15 protein-coding genes and 1 pseudogene are annotated in these 17,381 nt (G+C 67.7%); 7 read left to right on the plus strand and 9 right to left on the minus strand.

Annotation, left to right across the window (positions count from 1 at the left end):
• Positions 1 to 8: 8 nt before the first annotated feature.
• Positions 9 to 326 (plus strand): hypothetical protein, encoded by a 318-nt coding sequence (locus CSW59_RS14000; RefSeq protein WP_099444624.1) that lies wholly within the window; start codon positions 9 to 11, stop codon positions 324 to 326.
• A gap of 1 nt (position 327) precedes the next feature.
• Here CSW59_RS14000 and mmcB read toward each other — a convergent pair.
• From mmcB to CSW59_RS14020, 4 genes and pseudogenes are all read right to left on the minus strand, one after another.
• A pseudogene (gene mmcB / locus CSW59_RS14005) lies at positions 328 to 781 on the minus strand (DNA repair putative endonuclease MmcB).
• Between the two features lie 57 nt (positions 782 to 838).
• The gene (locus CSW59_RS14010) at positions 839 to 1,108 is read right to left on the minus strand and encodes a hypothetical protein (RefSeq protein ID WP_099444625.1); all 270 of its coding nucleotides are present in this window, start codon (positions 1,106 to 1,108) and stop codon (positions 839 to 841) included.
• A gap of 81 nt (positions 1,109 to 1,189) precedes the next feature.
• Entirely contained in the window at positions 1,190 to 1,723 is a 534-nt protein-coding gene (locus CSW59_RS14015) for a lipocalin family protein (protein WP_099444626.1), read from the minus strand.
• A 188-nt stretch (positions 1,724 to 1,911) separates the two neighbouring features.
• Positions 1,912 to 3,039, minus strand: a complete 1,128-nt coding sequence (locus tag CSW59_RS14020; RefSeq protein ID WP_099444627.1) for a ferritin-like domain-containing protein — start codon at positions 3,037 to 3,039, stop codon at positions 1,912 to 1,914.
• A 140-nt stretch (positions 3,040 to 3,179) separates the two neighbouring features.
• Between CSW59_RS14020 and CSW59_RS14025 the strand changes: the two genes are divergently transcribed.
• Positions 3,180 to 3,884, plus strand: a complete 705-nt coding sequence (locus tag CSW59_RS14025) for an NAD-dependent deacylase (protein WP_369825780.1) — start codon at positions 3,180 to 3,182, stop codon at positions 3,882 to 3,884.
• Here the strand turns inward: CSW59_RS14025 and CSW59_RS14030 are convergent.
• Both CSW59_RS14030 and CSW59_RS14035 read right to left on the minus strand, forming a co-directional pair.
• Entirely contained in the window at positions 3,881 to 4,285 is a 405-nt protein-coding gene (locus CSW59_RS14030) for an SWIM zinc finger domain-containing protein (protein ID WP_099444629.1), read from the minus strand. The genes CSW59_RS14025 and CSW59_RS14030 overlap by 4 nt on opposite strands.
• Positions 4,282 to 4,683, minus strand: a complete 402-nt coding sequence (locus CSW59_RS14035; RefSeq protein ID WP_099444630.1) for a metallopeptidase family protein — start codon at positions 4,681 to 4,683, stop codon at positions 4,282 to 4,284. Before CSW59_RS14035 ends, CSW59_RS14030 begins: the two co-directional genes overlap by 4 nt.
• Positions 4,684 to 4,835: 152 nt before the next feature.
• Here CSW59_RS14035 and CSW59_RS14040 point away from each other — a divergent pair, with 152 nt between their 5' ends.
• From CSW59_RS14040 to CSW59_RS14055, 4 genes are all read left to right on the plus strand, one after another.
• A complete protein-coding gene (locus tag CSW59_RS14040) occupies positions 4,836 to 7,145 on the plus strand; it encodes an ATP-binding protein (protein ID WP_099444631.1) in 2,310 nt (769 codons plus the stop codon).
• 96 nt (positions 7,146 to 7,241) lie between these two features.
• Positions 7,242 to 8,633 carry an adenosylhomocysteinase gene (gene ahcY / locus CSW59_RS14045; protein WP_099444632.1) on the plus strand — a complete coding sequence of 464 codons (1,392 nt, stop codon included), beginning with the start codon at positions 7,242 to 7,244 and terminating at the stop codon, positions 8,631 to 8,633.
• A 113-nt stretch (positions 8,634 to 8,746) separates the two neighbouring features.
• Positions 8,747 to 9,595: a bifunctional hydroxymethylpyrimidine kinase/phosphomethylpyrimidine kinase gene (locus CSW59_RS14050; RefSeq protein ID WP_099444633.1), complete on the plus strand. Its 849-nt coding sequence runs from the start codon at positions 8,747 to 8,749 to the stop codon at positions 9,593 to 9,595.
• A gap of 3 nt (positions 9,596 to 9,598) precedes the next feature.
• On the plus strand, positions 9,599 to 10,723 hold the full coding sequence (locus CSW59_RS14055; RefSeq protein ID WP_099444634.1) for a serine hydrolase domain-containing protein: 1,125 nt from the start codon (positions 9,599 to 9,601) through the stop codon (positions 10,721 to 10,723).
• Here CSW59_RS14055 and rarD read toward each other — a convergent pair.
• From rarD to CSW59_RS14070, 3 genes are all read right to left on the minus strand, one after another.
• Positions 10,720 to 11,631 (minus strand): EamA family transporter RarD, encoded by a 912-nt coding sequence (rarD, locus tag CSW59_RS14060; protein ID WP_099444635.1) that lies wholly within the window; start codon positions 11,629 to 11,631, stop codon positions 10,720 to 10,722. The genes CSW59_RS14055 and rarD overlap by 4 nt on opposite strands.
• Positions 11,632 to 11,731: 100 nt before the next feature.
• Positions 11,732 to 12,760, minus strand: coding sequence for an aspartate-semialdehyde dehydrogenase (locus tag CSW59_RS14065; RefSeq protein WP_099444636.1), 1,029 nt, complete (start codon positions 12,758 to 12,760; stop codon positions 11,732 to 11,734).
• A 120-nt stretch (positions 12,761 to 12,880) separates the two neighbouring features.
• The gene (locus CSW59_RS14070) at positions 12,881 to 14,248 is read right to left on the minus strand and encodes a TonB family protein (protein WP_099444637.1); all 1,368 of its coding nucleotides are present in this window, start codon (positions 14,246 to 14,248) and stop codon (positions 12,881 to 12,883) included.
• A gap of 92 nt (positions 14,249 to 14,340) precedes the next feature.
• Here CSW59_RS14070 and polA point away from each other — a divergent pair, with 92 nt between their 5' ends.
• On the plus strand, positions 14,341 to 17,247 hold the full coding sequence (gene polA, locus CSW59_RS14075; RefSeq protein ID WP_201722810.1) for a DNA polymerase I: 2,907 nt from the start codon (positions 14,341 to 14,343) through the stop codon (positions 17,245 to 17,247).
• Positions 17,248 to 17,381: the final 134 nt, after the last annotated feature.

A 17,381-nucleotide genomic window follows, 5' to 3' on the forward strand; every position in this document is an offset into this window, starting at 1 on the left:
GCCTGCCCATGACCGACGTCACCCGTTTCCCCTCATCCGACCTCGAAGCCGCCCTGGACGGCGTCGAGAAGGTCGCGACCGAAAAGACCAAGCGCGCCAAGGAAGCGGTCAGTAAGGCCGTGAAGTCCGCGCGCGAGACCGCCGCCGAAGTCGCCGAACAGACCCGCACCTTCGCGACCGACAAGGCCAAGGTCGGCGCGGCCTGGACCCGCGAGAAGGCCCAGGAAGCCCATCACGTCGCTGAGGCCCATCCGCTGGGCGTGGCCCTGGGCGCTTTCGCGATCGGCCTGGGCGTTGGATACCTGATCGCGCGCGCCCGCGACTAACTTAAAGGCTGAGACGCTCGGCGTTCACCCCGGCCGCCCGCCAGGCGGCGAGGCGGGCGAACGCCAGCGTCAGGGCCTTGCGACGCGCCGGCGCCAGCGGGGTGAGCGGCGCCTCGCGCACGACCGCGCCGCCAAAGCCGTCGGCGACCAGCAGGCCCGGCTCGTCCGGCAGCACCCCTTCGGGAAAGTCCGGCGCTACCGCGAAGTAGAAGGCGTCGCAGAACGGCGCGTACTCGCCCCACTTACGGTCGACCCGGAAGTCTTCCAGGCTCGACTTCACCTCAACGATCAGCAGATCGCCCTTGGGGCCAAGCGCCATCAGGTCGGCGCGGCGGCCGTTCGGCAGAGTCACCTCGGCCAGCGGCGCATAGCCGAGGTCCACGAGCAGCCGCGCCGCCCCCGCGTCACGGCGAGGGTGGTCTCGGGCGGCTTTGCAGCTGGATGATCACGTCCATCGGGCGCGATCATGTTCCAGCTTTGTTCGCGGATCAAGACGCGACGCGTCGCCCGCCTCAGTTGGGGCGCGGCTCGTAGACGACGCGGCATTCGCCGTCGATCGTCGTGTAGCGGCTGCTGGCGGCGTCCACGAACGAGATGCGGCCCTCGTCATATTCGACCTTGCCGGTCGACCGGCCCTTGAAGGTCTCGGTCCCGTAGCTCCAGCAGGTGATGTCGGCCGGGCGGTCGGTCCAGGTGGCGTCATTGCGGGCGCGCTTGCTGTCGGTGCAGGCGGTGGTGGCCAGGGCGCCGAAGATGGCGAGGAGGGTCAGGGCGGTTTTCATGCCGCCACTCTTCCACGGCTTTCGCGGGATCGGAAGCCCAACCTCAGGTGGGCTCAGGGCTCAGGGCTCAGGGCTCAGGGTTCAGGGCGCTGGCTGCTGGGTCTGCCGCAGCATGCCGACGTCGTAGCCCAGCGTCTTGGCCCGCGCGGTCAGGGCCTCACGGTCGGCCGGCGTCGGCGGGCGCCGCGACAGCAGCCAGAGATACTTGCCCGAGCCTTCGCCAACGATCGCCCAGCTGTAGTCTTCGGCGCGGTCTAGCACCCAGTAGTCGCCGAAGAAGGGCCCAAAGAAGCTGACCTTCAGCTTGGCGTTGGTCGCCTGGTCGACGACCTTGGCCTTGCCTTCGGCGGTCTTGACCGGGCCGTCCAGCGCGCCCTGGCGGCAGGTGTTGAGCACCCGGATCAGGCCGTCGGTGCGCTTGGAGTATTCCGCCGTGACGCCCTCGCAGCCCTTTTCGAACCGCATGTCGTAGCGCGCGACCTCGTACCATTTGCCCAGATAGCGTTCGAGCTCGACGGTCTTGGCGGGCTGGGGCGGGTTGGGATTGCCGCTGGGGCCGGAGACGCAGGCGCTCAGCGACAGGACGAGCGGCAGGGCGAGCAGGGCGGCGCGCATGGAAGCTCCAGTCTGGGCGCGCCCATGGGCCGGGCGCTCTGACGATACGCCGTCGCAAGCTGTGCGGATGGGCGGGTCGTCTTAAAACGACGACCGCCCCGCCGGGGTTCCGGCGGGGCGGCGCTGCGCCGGGCGGGGTGGTGGGACGCCCTACTCGGCGACGATGCTGACCGCCGAAAACAGTCTTGCTACTCGGCCGCGATATTAATCGCGGCCGTTGGCCGGTCCTTGAAGTTGATCGCCTGTAGGTGACGGATGCCTTCTTCGGCGATGTCGTCGCCGACCATCCGCTCGCCTTCGCCCTTCAGCTCGTCGAGATCGACGTACATGGCGTAGAAGGCCTTGGTGCGGTCGGTGATGATGCCGGCGTTGAGCAGCGTCTTGACCAGCACCCGGAAGATGTTGGTCTGCTCCTTCATGTTCTCCCGACGCACGTCGTCGGTCATGATCTTCCCGTACTCCTCGACCACCTTGTCGGGGTCGAGGCCGAACTCGGCGTAGAGATCCAGCTGCTGGTGGGGCGAGACGAGGTTGAACAGCAGGGTCTGGAAGCAGTGCGCCGCCCAGTCCTCGATGATCGCGTGCTCTTCCGCGCTCAGTTTGGGCACCGTGCGGTCGGCCCAGATCTTCCCAAACTTGTGGTGGAAGGCCTCGTCGGTCATGACCAGCTGCAGCATCCTCTTGCCGACCGGATCATGGATCTTGTTGTAGAAGGTGGCGAAGGCGCCCATGGCCAGGCCCTCGACCAGCATCTGCATGCCGATGATCTTCTTGTAGACCTCGGGCGCGCCGATGATCTCGACCAGCAGGGTCTTCAGGGCTGGACCGCATTCGACCGGCCGGCCCCAGCGGGCCTTGATATACTTGGCGAAGGCCGTGACGTGACGGGCTTCTTCGCGGGTCTGGTTGGCCGCGTATTCCTGGGCGCCCTGGTCCTTCAGCACGTGGCAGAGGCTGGCCGACAGGTTCAGCGCGCCCTGCTCGCCGTGCAGGATCGACGAGAAGTTCCGCAAGACCGACTGGTTGATGAAGCGGATGCGCTGCTTGGGATCGGACAGGTGGTCGGAGACGTAGTCGGTCGACAGGGCGATGACCATGTCCTCGGGAACCAGCGCCTGGTTCTCCATGTCGAACGGCTCGTCGAAGTCGATATAGGCCTTGTCCAGCGGATCCCAGAAGTGATCGTGGGTCGCGGAGATGATCTTGTCGAACGCGGTCGAGCGGTTGCCGTAGCGGTCGAGTTCGAGCATCGCCTCGAAGTCGTCCGGCGCCACCGCGTCGTACATGGCGTCCTTGGTAATGTTCTTGTCCGTCATGGCGGCTCTCCCTAATCGGCCGTGGGCGAGCCCGTCTTGCGCGGGCCTTTTTTGATCTAAACAGTGTCAACTCAACGTTTGACGCCGGTCAAATGAAAAGTGACGGCGGCGTCAGGTTTGTTGACCAAGAGGGGCTCGGAATGAGGATCTTCGTGCTGACTGGAGCCGGCGTCTCGGCCGAGAGCGGGCTGGGAACCTTCCGCGACAAGGACGGGGTCTGGACGAAGTACGACCTGCGGGACGTCGCCACGCCCGAGGGCTTCGCGCGCGATCCGGCCCTGGTGCGCGCCTTCTACAACGCCCGCCGCGCCAATCTGGCCGAGGCCTCGCCCAACGCCGCCCATGTCGCCCTCGCACGGCTGGAAGCAGAGCTCGCGTCGCGCGGCGGCGAGCTTTTCCTCTGCACCCAGAATGTCGATGACCTGCATGAGAAGGCGGGCTCGTCCCGCGTGGTCCACATGCACGGCGAGCTGGCGGTCACCCGCTGCGATCACTGCCAGGCGCTGACGCCGGACATGACGGATCTGACCGCCGAGGCCGTCTGTGGAGCTTGCGGGAGGGCCGACGGCGCACGGCCGCACGTCGTCTGGTTCGGCGAGATGCCGCTATTCCTGGGCGAGATCGACGAGGCCCTGAGCCGCGCTGACCTCTTCGTCTCGATCGGCACCTCGGGCTCGGTCTATCCGGCCGCCGGCTTCGTGGCAGAGGCGCGGGCGATGGGCGTGTCGACCTGTGAGATCAATCTGGAGCCTTCGGCCAACGCCTACATGTTCGACGAGAAGCTGTATGGGCCGGCCAGCGAGATCGTGCCGACGTGGGCGGAGCGGGTGCTGGCGGCGCTCTAGCGCCCCTCCAGCGCCGCCAGCACGGCCGGCTGCAGGCGGGCCAGCTCGGCGAGGCGCTCGATCAGGGCTTCCTTGCTGTCCACCGCCAGGCCGTCGCGCAGGCGGGCCATGCGGTCGCGGACCTTACCGAGATCGGCGGCGTTGGCGGCGGCGACCACGGCCGCCTGGTGCTTGCAGGCCCCGAACTTCTCAAAGCCCGGGCAGGTGCAGGTTCCCTCGCCGGCCGGCGCCCACAGCTGCACGACATAGAGGTCGCCGACGCTGCCGGTGACGTGGGCCGTGACCTTCTCGTCCTCGATCGCGACGATATCGACGGCGCCGGCTTCGGCCATGGCCACGCCGGTGTCGAACCAGCGCTCGTCCATGCGTTCGCGCCACATGTCGGAGTCAAACAGACTCATGCCTCGTCCTCGATGCGGTGGATGTCGTCGTCCGACAGGCCGAAATGGTGGCCGATCTCGTGGACCAGCACGTGGGTGATCAGGTCGCCCAGGCTGACATCGCCGCGCTCGGCCCATTCGTCGAGGATCGGGCGGCGGTACAGGAACACACGCGAGGGCTGGGTCGCGAAGTCCAGCACCGAGCGCTGCCCCAGATCGACGCCCTGATAGAGGCCGGTCAGCTCGAACGGGTCCTGGATGCCCAGGGCGTCCAGCACTTCCTCGTCCGGGAAATCGTCGACGCGGATCACCACGTCGCCGGCCAGCGCGCGGAAGCCGTCGGGCAGGGCGTCGAAGGCCGCCTTGCCCAGGGCGGCGAAGTCGTCCAGCGACGGGGCGAGGCGATCGGACCAGGTCATGGACTTCCAAATAGAGCGATTGGCGGGCGGCGCCAGCGCCCGTTTCGGGGAAATCGCGAGGGGCGTCGTTGGCGGCTTGATCGCGCTCTGGTCAGGACCCGACTAATCTGGGATTCTGATTCGAAGACCCGCTGGGGCAGCGACCCGTTTTGATGACTTCGTATGACCTGATCCTCGCGGCGGCGGCCGGGGCGGTATGCCTCGCGCTTTGCGTCGCCCTTTGGGCGTTCGGCCAGCGGCGGGGCTTCGAGGCGCGGATCGCGGCGTTGAAAGCCCGCCTGGCCCTGCAGAGCGGCGACGCCGAGGCGCCCGGCTGGGTCGAAGCCTTCGATTCGGCCGTCATCGGCGTCGAGGCCGGTCGCCCCAGCCTGATGGCGGGCGCCGAGGGCCTGACCGTCTGCGCTCGGGTGCTGGGCGTTCCGGCCGAGGTCGAGGCGGTGGTCGCCGCGCTCGGAAGCGCCGATCCCGATCACGCCCACAAGCTTTCGGCCCTGTTCGAGCGTGGCCAGTCCTGCGCCTTCGACGCGCGCGGGCAGGGCGGCTGGGTATCCGTCGAGGGGCGCGCGGCGGGCGCCATGGTCTGGCTGCGCCTGGCGCCGGTCAGCGGCCACGACGCGGGCCTGCCCTCGGCGACGCGTTTCGCGGCCTTTGTCGACAGCGTGGTCGAACCCGCCTGGATCGCCGGCGCGGATGGTCAGGCGGTCTGGGGCAATACGGCTTTCGTTCGCGCGGTGGGGGCCGGCTCGGCCTCGGCCCCGGCGCTGATGGGCAAGAGCTTCGACCGCGCCGTCGACGCCATGGTCATCGAGGCCGCCGAGAAGGGCGAGCGCCGTGAGGCGATCCGCTGGGTGAACCTCGAGGGCCGCCGCCGCGCTTTCCGCCTGTCGGCCCAGCCGCTGGAAGGTGGCGGGGTGGGTGTGTTCTGCGCCGACGTGACCGAGATCGAGGACGTCCGCGACGCCTTCAAGAAGCACGTCGAGGCCCACGACGAGACCCTGAACCATATCGCCGAGGCCGTGGCGATCTTCAGCGCCACGCGGCGCCTGTCGTTCCACAACACCGCCTTCGCCGAGCTGTGGGGTCTTGAGCCGGCCTGGCTGGCCGACCGTCCGACCCACGGCGAGATCCTCGATCGCCTGCGCCAGCGCCGCCGCCTGCCCGAGACGATCGACTACGCCGTCTGGAAGGCCGCCGAGCTGGCCCGCTACGAGAGCCTGGGGCCCCAGGCCGACGATCTGTGGCACCTGCCCGACGGCCGGACGCTGAAGGTCGTGCGCCAGCCGCACCCCCTGGGCGGCATGCTGCTGATCTATTCCGACATCACCGGCGAGCTGCGCCTGAAGGCCCAGTACAACGCCCTGATCCAGGTGCAGCAGGCCACGCTGGACAAGCTGAACGACGCCGTCGCCGTGTTCGGCTCGGACGGTCGCCTGCGCCTGCACAACGAGGCCTTCGAGACCTTCTGGAACGTCACGCCGCACGCGCTGGAGGCGGCCGGCGACTTCGAGGGCGTGGTCGAGCTGTGCGTGCCGCGCCTGCACGACCTGGCGTTCTGGCGCGAGCTGAAGGGCCGGGTGGCCGATCCCGATCCGCAGATGCGCGCCCCGACCTCGGGCGAGGTGCGCACCTCGGACGACCGCATCGTGGTCTATCAGAGCCGGCCGCTGCCGGACGGCGCGACCCTGATCGCCTTCGCCGACGTCACCGACACCCGCGACCTGCAGAGCGCCCTGGCTGACCGTTCGGCCGCGCTGGACGAGGCCGAGCGCCTGAAGCGCGACTTCGTCGGCAATGTCTCCTACGAGCTGCGCACCCCGCTGACGACGATCATCGGCTATTCCGAGCTGCTGGAACGCGCCGACGGCCTTTCCGAGCGCGGCCGCAACCATGTCGCCGCCGTGCGCGCCGCCGCCACCCAGCTGGCCCGCTCGATCGACGATGTTTTGGACATGGCCCAGATCGACGCCGGCGAGATGGCGCTGGAGATCCAGGACATCCGCGTCTCGGACCTCTTGATGAACGCCCAGGAGCGGGCCCTGAAGGACGCTCAACTGGGCGCGGTGACCCTGGCCGTCGAGTGCGAGGAGGACGTCGGCCTGATCCGCGGCGACGCCAAACGCCTGGCCCAGACGCTGGATCATCTGGTCGAGAACGCCCTGCGCCAGACCCCGCCGGGCGGCCGTGTCACCCTCTCGGCCCGCCGGGCCCTGGGCGAGGTGCGGCTTGATGTCACCGACACCGGTCGGGGCGTTCCGTTCCACGTCCAGGCCCACATCTTCGACCGCTTCGTCGGCCGCGATCGTGGCGGGCCGGGCCTGGGCCTGGCGCTCGTTAAGGCGCTGGTCGAGCTGCACGGCGGCTGGGTGGCGCTGGAGAGCGAGCCTGGCAATGGCTCGACCTTCACCTGCCACCTGCCTGAGAAGCAGCAGCCTGGCGCGGCTCAGCCCGAACTGGGCTTCTAGCGCCGCTATCGCATAAGGATATCTTTATGCGTTAATTGCTCGGAAGGGCTGGGGGGGATATAAGGGCTGCAAGACCCCATCCCGCAGGAGCCGCACGTGGCCGATTATATCGTCAAGGACATCTCGCTCGCCGACTACGGCCGCAAGGAAATCGCCATCGCCGAGACCGAGATGCCGGGCCTGATGGCCACGCGCGCCGAGTATGGTCCAGCTCAGGTCCTGAAGGGCGCCCGCATCGCTGGCAGCCTGCACATGACCATCCAGACCGCCGTGCTGATCGAGACCCTGACGGCTCTGGGCGCCGAGGTCCGCTGGGCCTCGTGCAACATCTTCTCGACCCAGGACCACGCCGCGGCCGCCATCGCCGCCGCCAACATCCCGGTCTTCGCCTTCAAGGGCGAGAACCTGGTCGAGTACTGGGAATACGCCCACAAGATCTTCGAGTGGCATGACGGCGGCTACCCGAACCTGATCCTCGACGACGGCGGCGACGCCACCCTGCTCTGCGTGCTGGGCCCCAAGGCCGAGAAGGATCCCTCGATCCTCGACAACCCGCAGAACGAAGAGGAAGAGGCCCTCTACGCCGTGATGAAGAAGTATCTGGCCGAGAAGCCGGGCTTCTATTCGGCCATTCGCGCGGCCATCGGCGGCGTGTCGGAAGAGACCACCACGGGCGTCCACCGCCTGTACCAGATGGCCCAGAAGGGCGAGCTGCCGTTCCCGGCCATCAACGTCAACGACAGCGTCACCAAGTCCAAGTTCGACAACCTGTATGGCTGCCGTGAAAGCCTGGTCGACGCGATCCGTCGCGGCACCGACGTGATGCTGTCGGGCAAGGTCGCGGTGGTCTGCGGCTATGGCGACGTGGGCAAGGGCTCGGCCGCCAGCTTGCGCCAAGGCGGCGCCCGCGTGATCGTCACCGAAGTCGACCCGATCTGCGCCCTGCAGGCGGCGATGGAAGGCTATGAGGTCCAGACCCTGAACGACGTCGCCGACAAGGCCGACATCTTCGTGACGGCGACCGGCAACAAGGACGTCATCACGCTGGACGACATGCGGAAGATGAAAAACAACGCCATCGTCTGCAACATCGGCCACTTCGACTCCGAAATTCAGATCGCCGCCCTGCGCAACTACAAGTGGGACGAGATCAAGCCGCAGGTCCACCACGTGGAATTCCCGGACGGCAAGAAGCTGATCGTGCTGTCGGAAGGCCGCCTGGTGAATCTGGGCAACGCCACCGGCCACCCCAGCTTCGTGATGTCGGCCTCGTTCACCAACCAGACCCTGGCCCAGATCGAGCTGTGGACCAACAAGTCTGCCTACAAGAACGATGTCTACACCCTGCCCAAGCACCTGGACGAGAAGGTCGCCTTCCTGCACCTGGAAAAGCTGGGCGCGAAGCTGACCACGCTGCGCAAGGACCAGGCCGACTATATCGGCGTGCCGGAGAAGGGTCCGTTCAAGCCGGACCACTACCGCTACTAAGAAAGCCAAGCCTTCGACTTTGGGGGGGCTCGCCGCGCCAGCGGCGGGCCCTTCCGCGTTTCGGAAGCCGCCACGCCTGTTCAAGCTCGCGGGCCTCGGCTAATCGCTAGGTCATGCCGCTCGCCCTGATCCTCTCCAGCCACGTCGCCGGCAGCCAGGTCGGCGCGACCGCCCAGGCCGCCGCCCTCGCGCCGTTCGCGATCGACGCCATGGTCGTCCCCACGGTGCTGTTTGGCCGCCATCCCGGCTGGGGCCCGCCCGGTGGCGCGGCGACGCCGATCGAAATCTTCGAGGGCATGCTGGAAGGGATCGCGGCCAACGGCCTGCTTGGCCTGACCGATCTCGTCATCACCGGCTACTTCGCCAGCCCCGTCCAGGTCGAGGCCGCCGCGCGCGCCATCGACGCCGTTCGCGCCGCGCCCCGCGACGGCGCCTTCGCGTCGGCTCCGACCGTGATCGTCGACCCGACGGTGGGCGACGAGGGCAAGGGGCTCTACGTCTCGGCCGAGACCGCCAAGGCGATCGCCGAAACCCTGGTCCCCCGCGCCGACCTCGTCGCCTGCAACGCCTGGGAGCTGCAATGGCTGACGGGCGCCGAGGCCCGCGAGCCGGCGGCCGCCCTGCGCGCCGCTCGCCAGCTGGGCAAGCCGGTCCTGGTCTCGTCGGTGCGGCGCGGCGACGAGATCGGCGCGGTCCTGGCGACCGCCGACGAGGCCTGGCTGGCCCTGCACGCGAAGATCGACACGGCGCCCAACGGAACCGGCGACCTCCTCACCGCGCTCTATGCGGCGGCCGTGGTTGAGGGCCAGACCCTGTCGCACGGCCTGGCCCGCGCCGTCGGCGGCGTCGCTGAGACCGTCGCGGCGGCCAAGCAGTGGAACGCGCCCGAACTGCCGATCGTGGCCATGGGCGCGCGCCTGAAGCAAACCTCTCCCTCTGTCCGCATCGAACGGCTGGCTTAAGACATGACCGACATCACCGGCCTCTGCCCCGAGCGCTTCGCCCGCGTCCGCGAGGTCTTCGAAGCCAATTTCCAGGATGGCGGCGAGCTGGGCGCGCGTTTCGCCTTCGCCATCGACGGCGAGATCGTGGTCGATCTGATGGGCGGCTTCGCCGACCGCAAGCGCGAGGTCCCGTTCGGGCCCGACACCCTGACGGCCCTGTTCTCGACCACCAAGGCGGTGGCGGCCCTGATGGTCGCGCGTCTCGTCGACGAGGGACGCTTGGCCTATGACCAGCGCGTCGCCGATGTCTGGCCGGAGTTCGCGCAAGCCGGCAAAGAGGACGTCACGGTCGAGCAGGCCCTGTCGCATCAAGCGGGCCTGTCGGGCTTTCCGGACGAGACCGATCCGGCCATCTGGTTCGACTGGGACGCGACCTGCGCCAAGCTGGCGGCCATGGCGCCGCTGTTCCCGATCGGCTCGGCCAGCGGCTACCACCCCGTCACCTACGGCTACCTCGCCGGCGAAATCTTCCGCCGCGTCGATGGTCGAACCCTGGGGACGGCGCTGCGTGAGGACATCTGCCAACCCCTAGGCCTGGACCTCTGGATCGGCCTGCCTGACAGCGAGCACGACCGCGTCGCCGACCTGATGCGCCCCACGGCCATGCCGCAGTTTGGCGAGATCAACGCCGCCGTGACGGCCGCCTTCTTCAAGCCCTGGTCCTCGCCGGGCGGCAAGGGCGCGGCCGAGTGGCGGCGGGTCGAGATCCCCTCGGCCAACGGCCACGCCACCGCGCCGGCTCTCGCGCGGCTGATGGGGGCGCTGGCCAGCGGCGGGAGCCTGGACGGCCGCTCGCTGATCACCCCGGCGGGGATCAAGGCCGCGACCGCTGAGCGCATCCGGGGGCGGGATCTCGTCCTGCCCTACGAGATCAGCTGGGGCGCGGGCTTCATGCGCAATGAGCCCAACTTCTTCTATGGCCCGACGGCCGAGGCGTTCGGCCATTCGGGCTGGGGCGGCTCGTGCGCCTTCGCCGATCCGACTCGCGGCGTGTCGGGGGCCTATGTGATGAACAAGCAAGGCGCCGCCCTGATCGGCGACCCGCGCGCCGTGCGCCTGATCGAGGCCGCCTACGCTTCGCTTTAGGCGGCGGCCACAACCCGCGTCTTCTTCCAGGCCCCGTAGGCGAACACCGCCACGCCCAGCCAGATGAACACGAACGACAGCGCCCGCAGCGGGGTGAACGGCTCGCCGAGCGACACCCCGACCGCGAACTGCAGGGTGGGGGCGATGAACTGCAGGAAGCCCATGGCGCTGAGCGGCATCCGGCGCGCCGACCAGGCGAACAGCGCCAGCGGCACGACGGTCGCCGGGCCGGCCAGCATCAGCAGGGTCGTCACGCCCGCGCCCGCCCCCAAATGGCCCGCGCCCGTCGATTGCAGGTGAAGCACGTAGAGCAGGCCCGGAATGGCCAGATAGGCGCACTCGATGAAGAGGCCGGTCTGGGCGTCGGCCTTCACCTGTTTACGCAGGATGGCGTAGACGCAGAAGCTGAGCGCCACGCCCAGTGAGATCACCGGCAGGTGGCCCAGGACGGCGGTCTGGATGGCCACGCCGACGGCGGCCAGGCCGATGGCGATGGCGCCCTCACGGCTGATCCGCTCGCGGAACAGCAACGCCCCGGCCGCCATGTTCATCAGCGGATTGATGTAATAGCCAAGGCTGGTCTCGATCACGTGCCCGGCGTTCACCGCGAAGACGTAGATCGACCAGTTGACGAAGATCGCCAGGGTCGACAGCGCCAGGACCAGCAGCGTCTTGGGCTGCCGCAGCACCGCAGCCACCTGGCCGCCCTGCCGGGCCAGCAGCACGATCAGCAGCGCCCATGGCGCGGCCCACAGGGTGCGGTGGGCGATCATCTCCCAAGAGCCCACGCCCATTGTCGACAGTAGGTGGAAGTACAGCGGCAGGACGCCCCACAGCGTGTAGCAGCCGACGCCCGCGATCAGGGCCGCGCGGCCTTCGTCTCGGGTCTCGTTCACGCTCGCCGACATGCTTCGTCCTTCATGGCGCCGTCCTTCATGGTCGGAAATGAAAAGGGCTCCCGGGACGTCTGCCCCGGGAGCCCTGATTTCAACCCGCTTGTCGCGGGCTTCAGGCGGGGGTTTTCTGCTTGATCAGGCCCTTGTCGTGCAGGAGCTGGGCGATCTGCACGGCGTTCAGCGCCGCGCCCTTGCGCAGGTTGTCGGCGACGCACCACAGCGCGATGCCGTTCTCGACGGTCGGGTCGGTGCGGATGCGCGAGACATAGACCGGGAACTCGCCGGCGCTCTCCTTCGGCGTCATGTAGCCGCCGTCCTCGCGCTTATCGATGACTTCCACGCCGTCGGCGTCGCGCAGGATCTCGCGGACGTCTTCCTCGTCCAGCGGGGTCTCGAACTCGATGTTCACCGACTCGGCGTGGCCGACCATGACCGGCACGCGCACGGCGGTGGCGGTCAGCTTGATCGCTGGATCCAAGATCTTCTTGGTCTCGGCCATCATCTTCCACTCTTCCTTCGTGTAGCCGTCCTCCATGAACACATCGATGTGCGGGATGACGTTGAAGGCGATCTGCTTGGTGAACTTCTTGGGGGGCGGCGCGCCCAGGACGAAGACGCCCTTGGTCTGCTCCCACAGCTCGTCCATGCCCTCTTTGCCCGCGCCCGACACCGACTGATAGGTCGAGACGACGACGCGCTTGATCTTGGCTTCGGCGTGCAGCGGGGCCAGCACCACCACCAGCTGCGCGGTCGAGCAGTTGGGGTTGGCGATGATGTTCTTGGGCAGCTTGTCGACGGCGTTCGGGTTCACTTCCGGCACCACCAGCGGCACGTCCGGGTCCATCCGGAAGTGGCTGGAATTGTCGATAACGATCGGACCGGCCGCGCCGATCTTCTCGCCCCAGGCCTTGGAGATCGCGCCGCCGGCGCTCATCAGCACGATGTCGACGGTCGAGAAGTCGAACTGCTCCAGGTCCTCGCAGCGCAGGATCTGGTTGCCGAACGAGACCTCGACGCCGATGGATTTGCGGCTGGCGATGGCGTGCATCTTGTCCACGGGGAATTTTACTTCCTCGAGGATGTTGAACATCTCGCGGCCCACATTGCCCGTCGCGCCGACCACGGCGACCCGGTAACCCATCGCGCTCTCCTGAAAACTCTGGTCCGCGACAGATCGCGGAGCGGCGTTCCGTTACGCCTCATGCCCCCTTTCCGCAAGGCGAGGAAAGCTGGCGCTGTGATCAGCCGGGCTGCCCAAGGCTCAGGGTTGGCCTCCCTGCGCCGGCTTGACCGGTTCGGCGGGCGTGTCGTCGGCGAAGCTGAACTGGAAGGGAACGGTGACGGTTAGTCCGTCCAGGGTGTCGCCTTCCTTGGTCCAGGGGTTCATGCGCATCGTCGACGCGGCCTTGATCGCGGCCGCGCCGAAGTCGAGTCCCGCCGGGCTCTCGCGCGCGGCCTCGCAGTTGGTTAGCCGTCCCTCGGCCGTCACGACACAGGTCGCGGCCGCCCGGCCTGACAGCACCTTGGCCTTGATCGCGGCCTCGGGATAGATGAGCGCCATGCCCTCGGCCGTCAGGGTCGTGACCCAGCGCGGCTTGGTCAGCCTGCGATTGTCGGGCAGGCTCGGATCGCGGAAGCGGAAGGGCAGGTCGACCTTATAGTCCCGAACGCTTCTGTCGTTGGGGTCGACATTGACTTGAAAGAGTTTCGAAAGATCGAGGGCGGCGCGTCCGAAGCCTTTGCCGCGCGGCGCCTCCGAGATCACGTCGCATGACCGCAACTGGCCCGTTTTGGTTAGCACGCAGCGCAGAGCGGCTTGACCCGATTGCACCCCCGCCGCGCCCTTGGGCCAGGCGGCGTCGACCTCGGCTTGGCTGGGGACGCGTGTCCAAGGCGGATCGAGCACGACGGGCGTGCTGCCCAGCGTGGACACGCCAATGGGTTCTGACCAGATGATCGGGATGGTAACCTCACCGCCCGGCGTCGCCTTGCCGCCCCGGATCATGGGCGACATCCTGAACTGCGGCGCCAGTTGCAGGCCTGCCGCGCCGAAGTTCATGCCCTCGGGTTCTTCGAACAAGACCTTGCAGGCGTCGAGGAAGCCCTCGACTGTCACTTGGCACTTGATGGTTGCTCGACCGCCGACGCGCTTTTCCAACGCCACCTTCGGATAGACATTGGCGATATCCTGTCCGGTTGGCTTGCGGATCCAGTCAGGATTGGCGTCGCCAGGCGCGAGAAACTCAAAGCTGGTCTGTACGGGGCGTCCCTCGACCGAAGCGCCTGCCCGATCCTTCGTCTTGATCCGCTCATAGCCGACGACCGACAACGCCGCCTCTCCGAACCCCTGGCCGTCGGGCAGTTCCTTGAGAACCTTGCAGTCGACGAGCCTGCCATCCTTGGCTGCGACGCAACCGAGGAGGGCCTTGCCTGAGGTCGTGGCGGTCTTCGGGAACGCGGCTTTTATCTTGGCCTGGGGAACCGGTTGCACGAACTGGGGGCGCCAGCCCGTCTGGGCGTCATCGTTGCCGGCATGGGCGGACGACAACGATAGGCCACAGATCATCAGGCCAAGCACAAGCGGACGCGACAGCACCGGAACCCCCAACACAATCATCGAGACGCTCACGGCGATGCTCGACCCCAGGTCGAGCCTATGCCAGCTGATCGCGCCCCGCCAGAGGGTTTCCGAGGCTCTCCGGTCCCCCTATGTTCGCGGCCATGACCGACGTCGTTTCCGAATCCCCGCCCGCTTCGCACCTGACGCAGGATGGTCCCGCCCTCCGGCTCTTTCTGGTCGACGGCTCGGCCTATCTGTTCCGCGCCTATCACGCTCTGCCGCCGCTGACGCGCAAGAGCGACGGCTTGCCCGTGGGGGCGGTGCAGGGCTTCTGCAACATGCTGTGGAAGCTGCTGCGCGACATGCAGGGGGATGCGCCCACCCACCTGGCGGTGATCTGGGACCACTCGGAAAAGACGTTCCGCAACACCCTGTACGACCAGTACAAGGCCCACCGTCCGCCGCCGCCCGAGGATCTGATCCCGCAGTTCCCGCTTGTGCGCGAGGCCACGCGGGCGTTTGGCGTGCCCGCCATCGAGCTGCCTGGCTACGAAGCCGACGACCTGATCGCCGCCTACGCCTGCAAGGCGCGCGAAGTGGGCGGCGAGGCGGTGATCGTCTCGTCCGACAAGGACCTGATGCAGTTGGTCGGCGACGGTGTGTCGATGTACGACCCGATGAAGAACGTCCGCATCGAGCGCGAGCAGGTGTTCGAGAAGTTTGGCGTCTATCCTGACAAGGTCGTCGACGTTCAGGCCCTGTGCGGAGACAGCGTCGACAACGTGCCGGGCGCGCCGGGCATCGGGATCAAGACCGCCGCCCAGCTGATCACCGAGTTCGGCGACCTCGACACGCTGCTGGCCCGCGCCGGTGAGATCAAGCAGCCCAAGCGCCGCGAAACCCTGATCAACTTCGCCGATCAGATTCGCCTGTCGCGGGCGCTTGTGAAGCTGGACTGCGATACGCCGCTGCCCGAGCCGCTGGACGATCTGAAGGTGCGCGAGGCGGACAAGGATGTGCTGGCCGCGTTCCTGGACCTGATGGAGTTTCGCTCCCTGGCCCGCCGTGTCGGCGACGGCTCGGCCGCCGCTGTTCCGGGAACGCTCGGCCAAGGCATGGGGGATCGCCCCGCCGCGCCGCCGAAGGCCCCGGTCTCGACGGTCTCCTACATGGGCGCCGCCGCCCGAGCGGCCGCCTCCCCCATCGCCGAGCCGGTAACGATCGACCACGCCGCCTATGCCTGCGTGCGCGACCTCGACACGCTCAAGGCCTGGGTCGACAAGGCCACGGCCAAGGGCGTGGTGGCCTTCGACACCGAGACCGACGCCCTGTCCTCGGCCACCGCCGGCCTGTGCGGTGTGTCGCTGGCCATCGCGCCGGGCGAGGCCTGCTACATCCCGCTGGGCCACGAGGAGAAGGCCGACGGCCTGGCGTTCGAGGCCTCCGCCAATCTGGACCAGATTCCGCTGGATCAGGCCATCGCCGTCCTCAAGCCGCTGCTGGAAGATCCGGCGGTGCTCAAGGTGGCCCAGAACGCCAAGTACGACATCGCCGTCCTGGCCCGACACGGGATCCAGGTGTCCCCGATCGAGGACACCATGCTGATCAGCTATGTGCTGGAGGCGGGGCTGCACGGCCACGGCATGGACGAGCTGTCGGAGCTCTGGCTGGGTCACAAGCCGATCCCGTTCAAGCAGGTGGCTGGGACCGGCAAGGCCCAGATGAGCTTTAAGCACGTGGCCCTGGCCGAGGCGACCGCCTACGCCGCCGAGGACGCCGACGTCACCCTGCGGCTCTACGAGGTGCTCAAGCCGCGCCTGGCGCGCGAGGGGCTGCTGACGGTCTATGAGACCCTTGAGCGGCCGATGCCGGCCGTGCTGGCGGCGATGGAGAACGACGGGATCAAGGTTGACCCCGAAGCCCTGCGCCGGCTCTCCAACGAGTTCTCGCTGCGCATGGCGCAGTTCGAGGCGCGGGCCACCGAGCTGGTCGGCCGGCCGTTCAACCTGGGCAGTCCCAAGCAGATCGGCGACGTCCTCTTCGGCGAGATGCAGATCAAGGGCGGCAAGAAGACCGCCACCGGCCAGTGGTCCACTGATAGCGACGTGCTGGAGAGCCTGGCGCTGGAGCACGAACTGCCGCGCGTGCTGCTGGATTGGCGTCAGTTGTCGAAGCTGAAGGGCACCTACACCGAGAACCTGGTCGCGGCGATCGCCGAGCGCACCGGCCGCGTGCACACCTCCTACGCCCTGGCGGCGACGACCACGGGTCGGCTCTCGTCGTCCGATCCGAACCTGCAGAACATCCCGGTCCGCACCGAGGAAGGCCGCAAGATCCGCAAGGCCTTCATCGCGCCGCCGGGCAAGGTGCTGATCAGCGCCGACTACAGCCAGATCGAGCTGCGCCTGCTGGCGCACATCGGCGACATCCCGCAGCTGAAGAAGGCCTTCCAGCAAGGCCTCGACATCCACGCCATGACGGCCTCGGAGATGTTCGACACGCCGATCGAGGGCATGGATCCGATGATCCGCCGCCGGGCCAAGGCCATCAACTTCGGCATCGTCTACGGCATCAGCGCCTTTGGCTTGGCCAACCAGCTGGGCATCCCCCAGGGCGAGGCCGGGGCCTATATCAAGACCTATTTCGAACGCTTCCCGGGCATCCAGGCCTATATGGACGCGACCAAGGCCTTCGTGCGTGAGCACGGCTATGTCACGACCATCTTCGGCCGGAAGATCAACATCCCCGAGATCCAAGCCAAGTCGGTCGGCCAGCGGCAATTTGCCGAGCGCGCCGCGATCAACGCCCCGATCCAAGGCGCGGCGGCCGACGTCATGCGCCGGGCGATGATCCGTATGCCCGCGGCGCTTCGGGACGCCGGTCTCTCGACCCGAATGCTGCTGCAGGTGCACGACGAACTGGTCTTCGAGGCCCCGGAAGCCGAGGCCGAGGCGGCGCGCGAGGTCATCGCGAATGTGATGGAAAAAGCGGCAGAACCTGCGGTTGCTCTATCCGTCCCGCTGACCGTCGAAGTTCGCGCCGCGCTCAACTGGGACGAGGCGCACTAGCGCTAGAATGGTGTTCTAGAACCGAAAATGAGTTCACCATAAACCCATGTGCGACATTCCGTCGCGTCAGGGTTAATGCCCCTGAAACCCTGTCTGCGCGAATTCTAGGCGCAACGGTCACATCCTAAGCATAG

This window comes from Caulobacter sp. BP25 (assembly GCF_002737755.1).
Classification (GTDB): domain Bacteria; phylum Pseudomonadota; class Alphaproteobacteria; order Caulobacterales; family Caulobacteraceae; genus Caulobacter.